The sequence below is a fragment of the Stenotrophomonas indicatrix genome (assembly GCA_041545745.1).
GTDB lineage: Bacteria > Pseudomonadota > Gammaproteobacteria > Xanthomonadales > Xanthomonadaceae > Stenotrophomonas > Stenotrophomonas indicatrix_A.
Genome location: CP168152.1, coordinates 3,111,732 through 3,126,955 on the forward strand (window position 1 = coordinate 3,111,732; position 15,224 = coordinate 3,126,955).

Genomic DNA, 15,224 nt, shown 5'->3' on the forward strand with positions numbered 1-15,224 from the left:
GGCGTCGATTCCGCGTGTCAGTTCCCACAACGGCAAACGCCCTGCACAGGCAGGGCGTCTGGAAGGTAGTGCAAAGGTGTCGGTACCGCGTGCGGTACCGACCGATGCGTCTTACCAGTTCATGTTCAGCGACACACCCACGGTGCGCGGTTCGTTGTAGACCGCCGCCATGTAGTTCTCGATCACACCCTTGAGGTTCTTCTCGTTGGTGATGTTGCGCGCGAACAGCGCCACTTCGTAGGCACCGTAGTTGCCCGAGTAGCCGATCTTCAGGCCGCCCTCGAAATCACCCTTGGAGTTGAACTCCTGGCTGTCGTACAGCACGAAGCTGGTGTAGCCCTGCTTGTTCCAGTCGGTGGACACGAACATCGTGCCTGCATCGCTGACCGGGAAGTCGTAGCGCGCGGCCAGGTTGATGTTGTACTTCGGCGCGTTCGGCAGCGGGTTGCCATCGATCTGGGCGAAGGTGTTGGCACCGACCTTGATGGTCGGGTCATCGACGGTGCACACCACCTTGCCGTTCAGGGCGCAGACCTGCGCATACACGCGCTTGTCCTTGATCTCGCTGTGCAGCAGGCTCAGACCGGCGCTCAGGGTCAGGTTCGGGATCGGGCGCAGTTCCATGTCCGCTTCGAACCCGTAGGCCTTGGCCTTGTCGGCGTTGAACAGCACGCCGTTGCCGTCCGAATCGTTGCCGTTGAGCTGGATGTCGTTGACGGTGTAGGTGAACGCGGTGGCATTCAAACGCAGGCGATTGTCCCACAGGCTGCTCTTCACGCCGGCTTCCCAGGACAGGATCGTCTCCGAATCGGCGGTGGTGAAGTCCGCATTGAACACTGCCGAACGGCCCTGGATGGTCGGGCCACGGAAGCCACGCGCGACCTTCGCATAGACGCTCACGTCCGGGGTGATCTGATACATCGCGCTCAGATCCCAGCTCGGGGTCGTGTCGGTCATCTTGACGTCGGTGCGCCCCTTGTAGGTGACTGCACCCGCGGCGGTGTCGGCGGTCTTCAACAGACGGGTATGCTTCTCATCACGGGTCTGGCGCAGGCCGGCGGTGACGGTGAACTTGTCGGTGAAGGCGTAGCTGAGCTGGCCGAAACCAGCCCACGAGGTGTTCTTGTTGCGCAGGCGCACCCAGTTGTTCGGGTTGCGCGCCGCGCCCTTCAGGAACCAGGCGCGCTGGTAGAAGTCGGTGGTATCGCTGCCGTTGAAATAGAACGCGCCGGCCTGCCACTGCAGAGCGCTGTCATCATGGCTGGCCAGGCGGAATTCCTGGGTCCACTGGTCCAGGTCACGGATCTGGCCCATCGACTGGCCGTAGCCGTTCGGCACGCCATTGACCGGGAAGTTGACCGCGGCGCCGCCGTCGGTGTCACCGCGGCTGTAACCTGACGTGGTCTCGTAAGCGGTGATCGAGGTGAAGTCGATCGCGCCGAAGTCATAACGCGCCTTCACCGAACCGCCGTAGGTCTTGTACGCCTGCGGGTTGTTGTCGGCCTCGTCGTAGGCGACCTGGTCACGCGGCACGTCGGTCTTGTTCGAACCCTTGGTCAGCGCGTTGCGCAGGAACAGGGTTGAGGTGCCTTCGTAGTCGCGGGCGTGGGCCGAAGCGAGGATCGAGAACTGGTCGCTCGGGGTCAGCAGCAGCTGCGCACGCACGTTGCGGTCGTCGAAGCCGCCCATGGCGTTCTTCTTCGGGCTGACCGTGCCGTCGGCGCTGGTGCCGGTGTAGGTGTTGTCGACGTAGTCGTCGCGGTGCTGGTAGAGGGCCGACACGCGGAACGAAGCGATGTCGTTGATCGGGCCGCCGAAGCCACCGTCGATCGACACGCTGTTGTAGGAGGCATAGCTGGCGCTGACGCGGCCACTGTAGTCCTGGGTCGGCTTGAGGGTGTCGAACTTGACGATGCCGGCGGTGGTGTTGCGACCGAACAGCGAGCCCTGCGGACCGCGAAGCACTTCCACCTGGTCCACGTCATAGACCGGGTTGGACTTCAGTACCACGTGCTCCAGCACGACGTCGTCCTGGATGATCGACACCGGCTGCGAGGCACCCAGGTAGAAATCGATGTTGCCCAGGCCGCGGATGTAGAAGCGCGGGAAGATGCGGCCGGTGGTGGTTTCCGCATACAGGCTCGGCACGCGGCCGGACAGCGCCAGCAGGGTGTCGTCGCCGCCGGCAGTGAAGTCGCGCATGCGCTCGCCCTGCACCACGCCCACCGACACCGGCACTTCCTGCAGGTTCTGCTCGCGGTGCTCGGCGGTCACGGTGATGGTGTCCAGCCCGGTCGGGGTCGGCGCACTGTCCTGCGCGGCAGCACCGAAGCTGGCAGCCAGGGCCAGGCCTGCACAGGCCAGGGCCAGCGGATGGCGACGGAAGGAAACGAGGGAGGACGACATGCCCGACGAACGGCGGGAATCGGAATGGGAAGGCATCGAAAGCTCTGAGGAGGCGTCCGTGCGGCCTGCGCTGACCGGGCGGCAAATAGGAGAAAAACTGCGCAAGCGGCCATTATCCTCCAAATTGTTACAATTTCGTTGCGCGGCACCCGAACCCGGTGAAACAAGCGGTTTCGGCACAGTCAGCCAGCACCGCCCGGGGTCAGATCCGTTTCCCAAGGGGAAACGGATCTGACCCCGGATCTCACGGCAACGGCGCCAGCGCAACCTCGACCATCGCCAGCAGGCGTTCGCGGCTGATGCCGTCTCGCGCCTGCACCGAGATGCCATGCAGCACCGTGGCGAAATGATCACCCAGGGCCTGCACGGACAGATCGGCCGCCAGCTCGCCTGCCGCCTGCGCCTGCTGCAGCCGCGCGATGATCGCCGCCGTGCGCTGGCGGCGGTGGCTGGCCAGCCAGTCGCGTACGCCCTCGCCATCCGGTGACACGCTGCTGGCCGAGGACACCACCAGGCAGCCATGCGGACGACCGCGACGGGTATAGGTCAGCACGGCATCACGCAGCATGCTGCCGATCGCATCGCGCAGTGACGCCTGTTCCAGCGCGCGCGGCGCGAAGCCGCCCTCGCCGTCCTCGTACAGCGCCACCGCTTCGCGGAACAGTTGCTCCTTGCTGCCGAACGCGGCGTAGATGCGCGCCGAGGCAATGCCAAGCGCTTCGACCAGGGCCGACATCGAGGTGCCCTCATAGCCGTGCTGCCAGAACAGCAGCATCGCCTTGCGCAATGCCTGGTCCCTGTCGAATTCGCGCGGTCGCCCTGCCATCTGCCTGCCTGCCGTTCTGAGGCGCGCAGTGTAACGCGGGTGTTGACCATCCCGATGCACGCGCCTATTCTTTGTCGATCAACAAATAATTGGAGCAACACATGCAAACCCTCAAAGGCCCCAGCCTGCATCTGGCGCAGTTCGCTGGCGACCAAGCGCCGTTCGACAGCCTGTCCGGCATCGCCGCTTGGGCCGCCGGCCATGGCTTCAAGGCCCTGCAGATTCCGGCATGGGACGCGCGCCTGTTCGACCTGGCCACCGCCGCCGACAGCCAGGACTACTGCGATGACCTGCGTGGCACCCTGGCCGAGCACGGCCTGCAGGTCAGCGAGCTGACCACCCACATCCTGGGCCAGCTGGTGGCCGTGCACCCGGCCTACGATGAACTGTGCGATGGATTCGCACCGGAAGCACTGCGCGGCAACCCGAAGGCACGCAGCGAATGGGCGCAGCAGCAGCTGCACCTGGCCGCCCGCGCCTCGCGCCGGCTCGGCCTGCAGGACATGGGCACCTTCTCCGGCTCGTTCGCCTGGCCCTACCTGTTCCCGTTCCCGCAGCGTCCGCCGGGCCTGATCGATGCCGCGTTCGATGAGCTGGCACGCCGCTGGCGGCCCATCCTCGATACCTGCGAGGACAACGGCATCAACCTCTGCTACGAAATCCATCCCAGCGAAGACCTGCACGATGGCACCAGCTTCGAACGCTTCTTCGAGCGCGTGGGCCAGCACGAGCGCTGCCGCATCCTGTTCGATCCCAGCCACTTCGTGCTGCAGCAGCTGGACTATCTGCAGTTCCTGGACATCTACCATCCGCTGATCCGCATGTTCCACGTCAAGGACGCGGAATTCCGTCCCACTGGCCGCCAGGGCATCTACGGTGGCTATGCCGACTGGACCGAACGCGCCGGCCGCTTCCGCTCGCTGGGCGATGGCCAGGTCGATTTCAAGTCGATCTTCTCCAAGCTGGCGCAGTACGACTACGCCGGCTGGGCAACATTGGAGTGGGAGTGCTGCCTGAAGGACCAGGAAGCCGGCGCGCGCGAAGGTGCCGCCTTCATCCGCGACCACATCATCCCGGTCACCGACAAGATCTTCGACGACTTCGCCGGCGCGCCGATCAGCAGCGCCCAGATGCAGCACATGCTCGGCATCGCCTGAGCCATCACAGGAACATCCCCATGACGAACATCCCCACCGCTGGTACCCCCGGCGACGACACCCTGCGCCACCACTATCTGCGCATCGACGGCCAGCGCGTGCATTGCGTATCCGCTGGCAGCGGGCAACCGGTGCTGTTGATCCCAGGCTGGCCGCAGACCTGGTACGCCTGGCGCCACGTGCTGCACGCGCTGGCCGAGGCCGGATTCGAAGCGATCGCGGTCGACCCGCCCGGCATCGGCGAATCCGATCGTCCCGCGCACGGTTACGACACCGGCAGTGCCGCCGCGGTACTGCATCAAACCATGCAGGCTCTCGGCCACGAGCGCTACCAGGTGGTCGGCCATGACATCGGCATGTGGATCGGCTATGCGCTGGCCAGCGACCAGCCGCAGGCGGTACAGCGCCTGGCCGTGACCGAAGCGGTGATTCCCGGGCTGGCGCCTGAGCCGGGCATCTTCGCCGCGCCAGCCGACAACATCTTCCTGTGGCACTTCATGTTCAACCAGGTGGCCGATCTGCCCGAGGCACTCATCAGCGGTCGCGAACGCGCCTACCTGGACTTCATGTTCGACCGCTGGTCGTACCGGCGCGACGCGGTAGCCAGCGAAACCTATATCGCTGCCTACAGCCGACCCGGCGCGTTGCGTGCAGGGTTTGCCTGGTACCGCGCGATCCCGGAAACCATCCGCCAGAACCAGATCCGCGCACAACGCCGGTTGACGATGCCGGTGCTGGCCATCGGCGCCGAGCACGCCACCGGCAACGCCCCGATGCTGACCCTGCAACCGCATGCCGATGACCTGCGCGGCAGCGTCGTTCCGGGCTGTGGCCACTTCATCATGGAAGAAGCACCGCAGGCCTTCCTGGCGCAACTGCTGCCGTTCCTGCAGGAGGCTGACCATGCCGCTTGAACCTGCGTTGCGGTCGTTCGTGGATGCGGTGGCGGCGCAACCGCTGCCAGGCGATCTACTGGAACTGCGCGCACTGAGCGAGCAGGCGCTGCCCACGCTGCAGGGTGCCGCCGAGGCGGTATCGCATGTCGTGGAGCACGTCATCAGCGCGCGCGACGACCATGCGCTGGTCGTGCGCCTGTACACGCCCGCAGGCAGCGGCACGGATCCGCGCCCTGCCCTGTTGTTCGCCCACGGCGGTGGCTGGTTCCAGTGCTCGTTGGCGGTCTATGACGGCCCCTGCCGGGCCCTGGCCAATGCCAGCGGCCATGTCATCGCTGCCGTCGGCTATCGCCTGGCGCCCGAGCACCCGTTCCCGACGCCGCTGCACGACGTCGCCGATGCCTGGCTGTGGCTGCAGGCCAATGCCGCCGCGCTGGGTCTTGATCCGGCACGGCTGGTCATCGGTGGTGACAGCGCCGGCGGCAATCTCGCCGCCGCGTGCTGCCTGCTGCTGCGCGATCAGGGGCTGCCGTTGCCATCGCATCAACTGCTGCTGTACCCGGCACTGGATGCCACCATGGCCAGTAGCTCCTATCGCGAGTTCGCCGTCGGCTACTACCTCAGCGCCGAACTGATGCAGCGCTGTTGGCAGGCCTACCTGGGCGACGGTGACCGCCGGCAGCCGCTGGCTTCGCCCCTGCATGCCCGCGATCTGCGCGGGCTGCCAGCGGCCACGGTACTGAGCTGTGAGTTCGACCCGCTGCGCGACGAAGCTGAACAGTACGCCGCGCACCTGCAGGAGGCGGGCGTGGACTGCACGCTGGAGCGCCTGCCGGGGATGATCCACGCCTGCATCCACCTGCAGGGCGTGTCGGCTGCGACCGATATCGCGGTCCAGCGCGCGGCGGCCCTGCTGCCTTGAGCCGGGCCTGCAGTGGCGCAGGTCACCTGCGCCGCTATGTCCGGCCCGCCCCTTTGCAGCCGGCACCGGCCAGCGCTATGCTAGGGCCATCACGTGGTGTCAGCTCCGCTGCCCACGGGATGAAGCACCCCCCCCATGGGGCCATAGCTCAGCTGGGAGAGCGCGTCGTTCGCAATGACGAGGTCAGGAGTTCGATCCTCCTTGGCTCCACCATATGAAGTACAGAAAGCCCCGGCACTGCCGGGGCTTTCTGTTTTGGCCAGCCGCTCAGGCCGGGTCCTGCCCGCCGTCCTTGCGCGCGGGTGCACGTGAATGTGCATCGCGCACCTTCTGGTCCTGCTGGCCGGGACGCTGCTTGGCCACGTCATCCTGCCGCTTGTCCTGCCGACTCTCCTGCACACCTTCGCGTGCGTTGGAGGGCTTCTTGTCGTGTTCGGTCATGAATCGCTCCCACGTCGCCGGCAACAGGCCAGCGTGACGCAGACAACGCTAGCCGCGCCTGCGTGATGCAGTGGTCGGCTGCCTGCGAACGGCGCGTGCAGCCATCACGCTCCTGCAGTGCTTGTGATCGTCATCGTCGCGTGATCACAATCGGCTGATCACCTCGCACAAGGATGCGCCATGTATCGCCCTGCCCTGATGTCTGCCCTGTTGATCCCACTGCTGCTCGCCACTGGCTGCGCGCATCGCCTTGACCGACAACCGATGCCGCCACCGGGCTATATCGGCAACTACGAAGCGGTGCGTGCGGCGCAGGATGATCCCACTCGCGGCATCTCCGGCGTTTTCGTGCTGACCGTGCAGGCCATCGGTACCGAAGGCGGGCGCATCTACCTCAACAGCGAGCGCGATTACCGACATCCACTCAACATCACGCTCAACATCGATGCCGCGCTGCGCCCGGAACTGGAAAAAGCATTCGGCATGAAGCTCGAACAGCTGCAGAACCGGCGCCTGCTGGTGCGTGGTACCGCGGGTCGGGTACGCATCGCCTTCATCGATTCGAACGGCCAGCAAAGCGACAAGTACTACTACCAGACCCAGATCCAGATCCGCGACGCCAATCAGATCCGTTTCGCCCCCTGAGCAGGCGCCTGCCGCGCCCGTTTGCAGCGGGCGCGGCTCGACCGCAAGGAAAGGCATCGCAATCGCCAGTCGGCAGCGCTATGGACGCGGCTGGGCGATGCCCGCAGCACCATTCACCGGGTTCGCCCGCAGCCCCTGGGCAAAGGGTTTCACCACATAGTCGTTGCCGAAGATGTTCGGCGTGAACGGGTAGTCGGTGGAAATGATCTGCGCACCACTGGCCAATGCCGCTTCCCGCCGCGACGTATCATTCGCACGCGCTTCGCCGGTATCGATATCGGCGCGACTACGCACCAGGTACCCCTCGCCCACCAGCGTGCGGATCTCATCACCGCGGGTCAGTGCGTTGTCGATCATCACAAAGGCCGTGTGGTCCATGCCCGGCCGCCCCTGCACGAAGGCCATGCGTCCTTCCAGGTTCGGGTGCCCCTGCAGATACGGTTCGAACGTTTTCAGGTTCAGGCCCGGCACGATCATCAGGAACACGAACTTGCCGCGTGCGGCCGAAAGTTTCGGCCACTGGCCCGCGCGCGCAGCCGCTTCCAGGGTAGGCTGCTGGCCGCGGACATCGTCTGGTGTGATGACCCGTTCCCGGCCGAGGATGCTGGCAATGGACGCGTCCATTTCAGAGAATGCGCGTGCATCGAAAGGCTGCACCGGCGTGGCACCGGTCACTGCGGTGGTGAAACTGGAGAACTTCGGTTCCAGCAGCACGAACACCGGCGTGTGGCCAGGGTTTGCGTCGGACCAGCCGCGCAGTTGCTGCAGGCACAGGCGGAAGGTCGGGCAGCTGCTGCGGAAATCGACATCAACCATGTGCAGCGTCTTCAATCCCGGCTCGCGCAACGCGGCATCGTGCAGGGGCTCCAGGTCATCTACGCCCTGCGCACGCAGCAGGCGATACGGAAGCGGATCACTGAAACGTCCACCCTCGTGGTCGACATTCAAGTCCAACTCCACACTGCGCAGACCGGATCGAAGCTGTGTATCCAGGGTCGGGAAGCGATAGTCCAGCGCTGGCTGCAGGCCTCCATCGAAGGCATGCGGGTGCTCATCGGCAAAGGCCTGCCGCATCTGCTCGGGCATCTGCTTCATCATGCCGTCGATGACCGGCTTCAACAGCGGGTCCATCACCGTGAACACACGCGCATCGGCTGGCTGGCTGTAACTGTTGTGGGTGCCGATGACCTGGATCTGGTTCAAGCGCGGCTCCGACGCCAGTGCATTGAAGCCCAGCGTGTACAGCAGCGCCGCCGGCAACAGGAAACGGATCATCGCGCTTCTCCCCAGCCCTGCAGGCGGACACGGATGCCGAACATCCGCGGATTGGCGCGGATGGCGGTTGGCACGCCGAAGAACTTGCCACCGTTGCCGACATCGCGCACCCATTCGCGGTCCTGCGCATTTTCCACGTAGGCTTCGACCATCAGCGCACCATCGTTGCGTTCGAATCCAGCCCGCAGGTCGAGCAGGCCGAACGCCTTCTGGCTCTCGCTGTCCAGATTGTCGTTGTTTAGGTAGTAGCGAGACCGCCACGCATAGTTGCCGTTGGCGAACACTTCCCAACGACCGAACGCCGGCGCGCGCCAGTCCAGGCTGAGGCTGGCGGTATGCTTGGGCGCCATCCGGAACACGTTGCCGGAACGGTCCACCAGCACGCCGTTGACCACCTCGTTGAAGGTGTCATAGCGCGTATGCAGATAGGCATAGGCGGCCGAGAGGGTCAGCTCCGGCGTCAGCTGCAGCGCGCCACTGAGTTCCAGGCCCTGCGCGGAGGCTTTGCCGGCATTGACCATGCCAACGGTGATGTCGCTGGCGCGGGTCTGGAAGTCCTTGTAGTCGTAGGTGAACGCTGCTGCGTCGAAGTACAGGCGCTTGCCCAGCGTGCCCTTGGCACCGATTTCATAGTTGAGCACTTCCTCGGTACCCAGCTTGCCGAACACCGGGCGCGGTTGTCCGTTCACCGGTGCGGCGAAGCTGATCTGCGGGTAGCCCGAGCGCAGGCCTCGTGACACGCCAGCATACAAATTGATCTGCTCGCTGAGCTTCCACGTCAACGCTGCGCGCGGCTGCAGCAGATTGAAGTCGCCGTCGGTGCTGAACTCCTGTCCCAGCGAATTGCCCAGGCCGTTGGGCATGGCGATCGGCGCCACGCCGTCGATGGTGGACACTCTCGCCCAGTTGCGCACGCGGGCCTGGTCGCGGGTATAGCGCACGCCGGCGTCCAAGGTAACTACCGGCAGCAGGTCCCACGATACATTGGCGTAGGCCGAAGCACTGCCGCGCCGGTTGCGGGTGGAGGTGCGGGTCGCCACGCCCTCGGTCACCGCACGTCCCAGGTAGCGTGTGACCGGTGTGGTCACGCGTGGAAAGCCGGCCAGCAGGTACTGCTCGTTGATCACCGTTTCGGCAAGGTTGTAGGTGCTGTCCTGGTAGTAGCCCGCACCGACGTTGGCACGGAACACGCCGCCATCATCGAAGCCCAGGCGGAACTCCTGGCTGAGGATGCGCTGGTTGTCGGCCAGGTTGCGGCCGATCAGGAAGGGATAGGCGGTGCCGTCGATATCCCATGATTCGGAGAATTCCACCTTGCGCCAAGCGCTGATGGAACGCAGCTGCCAGGCATCTGACAGATTCCAGTCGGTCAGCAGGGTCACCCCGGTCTGGCGACGACGCTGCGGTGGATCGTAGCTGTTCTGCGCAGCGTCACTGAAGGGGCTGGTGTCGCCGCCCGGTGAGGCAACGTTGATCGCTTTGGTCATCACGAAGCCATCGTCGTCGGCCTGGTGGTCCACGATCAGATCCATCGAAAGGGCGTCGGAAGGCTGCCAGCGCAGCGACATGCGCGCCGCGCCCATGTCGTCGTCGTTCAACTTCGGGCCACCGGCCAGGTTGCTTGCGTAGCCATCGCGCTCCCGCTTGCGTACGGCCAGGCGCAGACCCAGCTCGTCCTTCACCAGCGGCGTGTTGTAGATGGCCGTAGCGCTGTACAGACCATGGTTGCCGAGCTGTCCTTCCAGCTGCCATTCCACGTTTGAGGGATCGGCCTTGCGCGTGTACACAGCGATGGCGCCGATCTGCGCGCCGCGGCCGTACAGCGTGCCCTGCGGCCCCTTCGCCACTTCCACCCGCTCGATATCGAACAGTTCCTTCAGCATGCCGCGCGAGCGGCTGGTGTCCACATCATTGAGGAAGAAGGAAATGCTCGGCTCGGACACCGCACCGGAGTTGCCGGCCTCGATGCCACGCATCACGAAGCTGGCCGAACTGTCGGTCTGCTGCTGCACGAAGAAGCCGGGAATGCGGGTCGACAACCGCTCGAAGTCGGTGAAGTTCTGCTTCTCGATGTCCTGGCCGGTCACTGCCGCGATCGAGATCGGCACATCCTTGATCGACTGCTCGCGCTTCTGCGCGGTCACGGTCACTGCATCGAGCTGGGTCGGCGTGGCCGCGGTATCGGTTGCCTGTGCAGACGCTTGTTCAGTACTCGACAGTCCAAGCGCGACTGCCAGGGCCAGGCTGAGGCCGCTGGGCTGGAACGGATGAAACGGCATGGGTGGATCCCCTGGGTGGTAGGTTCAGGGCGCGATCCTAGGTGGGCGCAATGACAGCCGCATTACGCCTGTACGGAAAATACATCCACTTGTAATGCAGGAACAAAGGCCGCGCAGAACACTTGTTCAGCCAACAAGGTTCCGCAGCAGCCAATCCAGAAGTGCGGCTGGCGCCGCCTGATCCGCACCCTCGGCATCCGTCAGCGCGGTTGCCCCGAGCCCGACGATCGCCGCCGCCTGCGCATCCAGGCGATCGGCCAGGGCATGCCCTCCATCGCGCAACAGCCGGGCCAGGTTCTCACCGCGCAATCTGCGCAGGTCCACCGCCTGCGGACGCAACGCGGGATCACGTGCAGCGGCCAGGCTGATCGACAGCGTGCCGCGCATGGTCACCCGCTGCCGCTGTGCCGGCGAATCATCGCGTGGCGCCGGCATACGCCCCTGCGCCACCAGGTAGACCATTTCCTGCCCGGCAAACAACAGGTCGGCGCCGCTTCTGCAGTGATAGGCGACGCTGGACGCCGGAATGCCCAGGCGCTCACCAACCGCACGATGGGTCAGCGCCTGCGCGCCCTCCTCCAGGATCACTTCGCAGGCAGCCACGGCGATATCGCGGCGCCGGCCCGGCTCAAGCAGCGGCGTGACTCCCTCCGGCGTCGCCAGGCCCAGCACCGGATCCAGCCGTTGCACAAGCGCTTCGAACACCGCCGTGGTCTGCGTCAATCCATGCCGATGCTGCGGATGCAGACCATGCACCAGGCGCTCGATCGCCAGCCGACGCAGCAAGCGATAGTCCTGCAGCGTACCGACGGCCAACGTGTGCACGCCTTCATCGCTGGCATAGGCGAACAGCACTTCGGCCCAACGGTCTGCATCCTCGATCCGGCCGGACAACAGCTGCTGCCAGAAAACACGACGTTCCTGCAGCCACGGCCGCAACAATCCGGCCGTAGCCCTATCGACGCCGGCATGCAGCGCCAGCTCCGCCCACACCAGCGCCGTCAGCCGCACGTCGTCGTCAACATCGTCGGTCCGTGCAGCATCCAGATACTGTTCCAACATCGCAGCCAGTGCGGATGCGTCCCAGCGCGGCACCGCGGCCATGCGCTCCAGCCAACCGGCGTGCCAGCGGCGATCCCGCTCGCGCTCGGCATCCACCAGCGTCTGCATCAGCTGTGGCTTGCTGCCCAGGTGGTAGCTGAGGGTGGCCAGGGTGACCCCGGCGGCTGCCGCAAGACGGCGCAATCCCAGCGCGCGGGCACCGCCGGTTGCCAGCTCGCGCCGGGCGACCTGCAGCAGTCGCGCGGCTATCGGCAGCGTCTCTGCGTCGATGGCAGCTGCAACTCCACTTCGTTCACTCATGCCTTCATTCCTTGCGTTCTGCGCAGCACCTGCCAACCCACGGTTACCAGCAGCAGGCAGGCCGCTGCCGCCGCTGCCGGCCCCATCGCCATCAGTTTCGGCAAGTGCACGCTGTCTTCGCCACGATAATCCAAACCCGCCAGCCATTGCCCCAGCAGCCATGCACCGCAGGCCAGCGCTGACTTGCTGGTGGCGGTAAGCAGGCCAAAGGCCAGTCCAACCCGTGCCGGTGGCATACACGCGGCAGCATCAGCGAATGCTGCCCAGAGCGTCATGCCAAGCACGCCCCCCACCAATCCCATCATGGCAGCGCAGGCTACTGCGGCCCACGCGGCCGGCGCCAGCCACCACCACGCAAGCGCGGCCAGCATCAGCAACAGACTGCCCGCGAAGATCACCGGCGACCGTGGCTGCCGTGCAAGCACGATATGTACCAGTGGCTGCGCGGACAGCGTACCGAGCGCACCGGCCACCAGCAGCGCCCCGCCCCAAGCAGGCGAGCGCAGCACATGTGCCACGAAATACGGCTCCAGCTTGGCGAACAGGGGTGCGCCGGCCAGCAGCACGAAGAACATCGCCAGCAACAGCGGGATCGGCAATGGCGGCAGATGCCCTGACCGGTCCTGCGTCGCTGCGGTCATCAACGGCATCCGCGCATCAATCAGCACATGCCGCAGGTGCGTCGCACTTGCGACCGCCACCACCGCCAGCAGCAGGGTCAGCAGCATGAAACGCATCGCCCGCTCATCGTGCCCCTGCGCCTTCAGCAGCGGAACGATAGCCAATGCCAGGCACAATCCTGCCAGGCTGCTCACCGCCACCCGCATGGCCGCAATACGGCTGCGCGCTGCAGCATCGACGGTGGCAAGGCCAAGCAGCACGTTCTGCGGCGTGTCGTAGACGCTGTAACTGACACGGAACAGGAGCGCCATCGCCAACGCGAACGGCAACCTCGCGTCGAGCGGTAAATGCGCCGTGGAGAACAGACCGACCAGGGCCAATGCGGCCACCCATGCCCCCTGCCACTGCAATCGCGCGGCACCGCTGACTGAAGCCAGGGTATGTCGCCACAGCTGGCCCACCAGCAGATCACTGCCGGCGCTGGCCAGCAGGCTGATGGCGATCACCGCGCCCATCGCGATGGGCGGCAGCCCCGCAGCCTCGGTAAGGAAGAAGGCGAGCAGCAGTTCGCCGGCCTGCCAGAACAGGCTCTTGCCGAAGTGCGCGGCCGCGTAGGCACGATCCACGCCGGGCTGTCCGCCGGCAAGGAGGGGCGGCGCCATTTCCATCCGCCTTCTCTCCATGGCTCACTGCCGGGTACGGCAGTGTCGACGGCGCAGATGGCGCGCCGATGACACTCCATCGAGGTGCCTCAGTGGCCGGCAGCATCTACGCGCCAGCCGGCCAGGTGCGCGCGCTGGCTCAATCCAGCTTCACCACCAGCTTGCCGAAGTTGCGCCCCTGCAGCAGGCCAAAGAAGGCTTCGGGTGCATTCTCAAGCCCCTGCACGACGTCTTCGCGGTACTGGATACGCCCATCGCGCAGCCACTGCGGCATGTCGCGCTCGAAATCCGGCCACAGATGCTTGAAGTCATGGACGATGAAACCACGCACGGTCAGCCGCTGGCGCAGGATCTGGCTGAACAGCGCCGGCAGCCGATCCGGTCCGGGCTGCGCGACGCCGCGGGCGTTGTAGGTGGCGATGGTGCCGCACACCGGAATGCGCGCGAAATCATTGAGCAGCGGTAGCACGGCGTCGAGCACATGCCCACCCACGTTCTCGAAATACACGTCGATGCCATCCGCTACGGCGGCGCGCAGCTGTTCGGCAAAACCAGAGGCGCGATGGTCCAGCGCCACGTCCACGCCCAGTGTTTCCAGATAGGCACGCTTGGCCTCACCGCCGGCGATGGCAACCACGCGCGCGCCCTGCAGCTTGGCCAGCTGCGCCACGGTGGCACCGACCGGCCCACTGGCAGCAGCCACCACCAGGGTCTCACCGGGTTGCAGCTTGCCGATTTCGATCAGGCTGGAGTACGCGGTGAACCCCGGCATGCCGTACACGCCCAGCGCCGTGCTCAGCGGCAGCCCGGCCGGATCCAGGCGCCGACTGATCGCATCACCCGCCACCACGGCGTGGGTCTGCCAGCCGCCAGGGGCCAGCACCAGTTCGCCCACCGCCAGGCCAGGCGCCTGTGACTGCAGCACTTCGGCCACGGTCTGGCCCTCCATCACCGCATCCACTGCCACCGGCGGTGCGTATGACGGGCCATCATCCATGCGTCCGCGCATGTACGGATCCAGCGACAGGTAGCGGTTGCGCAGCAGCACCTGGCCGGGGCCCAGCGCCGGAAGGGGCGCCTGTTCGTGGCGGAAATTGGCGGCGACCGGCGCACCTTGCGGACGCGAGGCAAGCACGATGCGGGTAGTTGAATCGGACATGTCCAATGGCTCTGCTGCGGGCAGCGTCGGGAAGAGAACCGCGACAGTACGCCGCGCCCCGCCCTCGTGGGCGCCATGAAAACAGCGTTCCATCGGTGCCTTCCCCACTCCGCCGCTGCATCGCTTGCGCCGTCAGCTTTGGCGCCAGCGACGGGCCGCTGTTTTCCGCGTCCGGCATTCCCGTCAAGCCGGCTCAACGCAGGATCAACCACTTGCAGGTACTTCCGCTGGCCGCAGACACCAATGTGAAGGTTTTTTTCCAAAACGCTTGCCGAACCTGTCCTACGTCCGTAATATGCGCGTCCTCGGCAGCGACATCGCTGCAACGAAACAAGTGGCCGAGTAGCTCAGTTGGTAGAGCAGGGGATTGAAAATCCCCGTGTCGGCGGTTCGATTCCGTCCTCGGCCACCACTTTCGAAGACCTGCAGAAATGCAGGTCTTTTTTTTCTACATGGCCGAGTAGCTCAGTTGGTAGAGCAGGGGATTGAAAATCCCCGTGTCGGCGGTTCGATTCCGTCCTCGGCCACCATGTTCGAAGACCTGCAGAAATGCAGGTCTTTTTTTTGGGCGTT

The 15,224-nt window shown here is 65.4% G+C and carries 13 protein-coding genes and 3 tRNA genes; 8 read left to right on the plus strand and 8 right to left on the minus strand.

From position 1 onward, the window contains the following. Nucleotides 1–111: 111 nt before the first annotated feature. Complete coding sequence (locus ACEF39_RS14315; protein WP_500285534.1) at nt 112–2,442, minus strand: TonB-dependent receptor; 2,331 nt, start codon at nt 2,440–2,442, stop codon at nt 112–114. Here ACEF39_RS14315 and ACEF39_RS14320 point away from each other — a divergent pair. After that, entirely contained in the window at nt 2,405–2,641 is a 237-nt protein-coding gene (locus tag ACEF39_RS14320; protein ID WP_500288069.1) for a hypothetical protein, read from the plus strand. The genes ACEF39_RS14315 and ACEF39_RS14320 overlap by 38 nt on opposite strands. 9 nt (nt 2,642–2,650) lie before the next feature. Here the strand turns inward: ACEF39_RS14320 and ACEF39_RS14325 are convergent, their stop codons facing one another. Further along, nucleotides 2,651–3,232: a TetR/AcrR family transcriptional regulator gene (locus ACEF39_RS14325; RefSeq protein ID WP_500285535.1), complete on the minus strand. Its 582-nt coding sequence runs from the start codon at nt 3,230–3,232 to the stop codon at nt 2,651–2,653. Between the two features lie 101 nt (nt 3,233–3,333). Between ACEF39_RS14325 and ACEF39_RS14330 the strand changes: the two genes are divergently transcribed. The 4 genes from ACEF39_RS14330 (at nt 3,334) to ACEF39_RS14345 (ending at nt 6,420) form a co-directional block, all read left to right on the plus strand. Beyond that, the gene (locus tag ACEF39_RS14330; RefSeq protein WP_500285536.1) at nt 3,334–4,389 is read left to right on the plus strand and encodes a sugar phosphate isomerase/epimerase family protein; all 1,056 of its coding nucleotides are present in this window, start codon (nt 3,334–3,336) and stop codon (nt 4,387–4,389) included. Between the two features lie 20 nt (nt 4,390–4,409). Continuing rightward, nucleotides 4,410–5,303 carry an alpha/beta fold hydrolase gene (locus tag ACEF39_RS14335; protein ID WP_500285537.1) on the plus strand — a complete coding sequence of 298 codons (894 nt, stop codon included), beginning with the start codon at nt 4,410–4,412 and terminating at the stop codon, nt 5,301–5,303. Then, nucleotides 5,293–6,207: an alpha/beta hydrolase gene (locus tag ACEF39_RS14340; RefSeq protein ID WP_500285538.1), complete on the plus strand. Its 915-nt coding sequence runs from the start codon at nt 5,293–5,295 to the stop codon at nt 6,205–6,207. The genes ACEF39_RS14335 and ACEF39_RS14340 overlap by 11 nt, the downstream gene beginning before the upstream one ends. A gap of 137 nt (nt 6,208–6,344) precedes the next feature. Next, nucleotides 6,345–6,420: transfer RNA gene (locus tag ACEF39_RS14345), tRNA-Ala, on the plus strand. Between the two features lie 54 nt (nt 6,421–6,474). Here the strand turns inward: ACEF39_RS14345 and ACEF39_RS14350 are convergent. Next, a complete protein-coding gene (locus tag ACEF39_RS14350; RefSeq protein WP_500285539.1) occupies nt 6,475–6,648 on the minus strand; it encodes a hypothetical protein in 174 nt (57 codons plus the stop codon). Between the two features lie 180 nt (nt 6,649–6,828). Here ACEF39_RS14350 and ACEF39_RS14355 point away from each other — a divergent pair, with 180 nt between their 5' ends. Then, complete coding sequence (locus ACEF39_RS14355; protein WP_500285540.1) at nt 6,829–7,293, plus strand: hypothetical protein; 465 nt, start codon at nt 6,829–6,831, stop codon at nt 7,291–7,293. Nucleotides 7,294–7,371: 78 nt separating this feature from the next. Here ACEF39_RS14355 and ACEF39_RS14360 read toward each other — a convergent pair whose 3' ends face one another. The 5 genes from ACEF39_RS14360 to curA form a co-directional block, all read right to left on the minus strand. After that, complete coding sequence (locus tag ACEF39_RS14360) at nt 7,372–8,568, minus strand: Ca2+-dependent phosphoinositide-specific phospholipase C (protein WP_500285541.1); 1,197 nt, start codon at nt 8,566–8,568, stop codon at nt 7,372–7,374. Then, nucleotides 8,565–10,847, minus strand: coding sequence for a TonB-dependent receptor (locus ACEF39_RS14365; RefSeq protein WP_500285542.1), 2,283 nt, complete (start codon nt 10,845–10,847; stop codon nt 8,565–8,567). The genes ACEF39_RS14360 and ACEF39_RS14365 overlap by 4 nt, the downstream gene beginning before the upstream one ends. A 126-nt stretch (nt 10,848–10,973) precedes the next feature. Next, nucleotides 10,974–12,209: a TetR/AcrR family transcriptional regulator gene (locus ACEF39_RS14370; protein ID WP_500285543.1), complete on the minus strand. Its 1,236-nt coding sequence runs from the start codon at nt 12,207–12,209 to the stop codon at nt 10,974–10,976. Then, nucleotides 12,206–13,492 carry an MFS transporter gene (locus ACEF39_RS14375; RefSeq protein WP_500285544.1) on the minus strand — a complete coding sequence of 429 codons (1,287 nt, stop codon included), beginning with the start codon at nt 13,490–13,492 and terminating at the stop codon, nt 12,206–12,208. The genes ACEF39_RS14370 and ACEF39_RS14375 overlap by 4 nt, the downstream gene beginning before the upstream one ends. Nucleotides 13,493–13,631: 139 nt before the next feature. Then, nucleotides 13,632–14,651, minus strand: coding sequence for an NADPH-dependent curcumin/dihydrocurcumin reductase (gene curA / locus ACEF39_RS14380; protein ID WP_500285545.1), 1,020 nt, complete (start codon nt 14,649–14,651; stop codon nt 13,632–13,634). A gap of 336 nt (nt 14,652–14,987) precedes the next feature. On the opposite strand from curA, the gene ACEF39_RS14385 reads away from it, so the two are divergent. Next, nucleotides 14,988–15,063: transfer RNA gene (locus ACEF39_RS14385), tRNA-Phe, on the plus strand. Nucleotides 15,064–15,105: 42 nt separating this feature from the next. Continuing rightward, nucleotides 15,106–15,181, plus strand: a tRNA-Phe gene (locus ACEF39_RS14390). Nucleotides 15,182–15,224 lie beyond the last annotated feature (43 nt).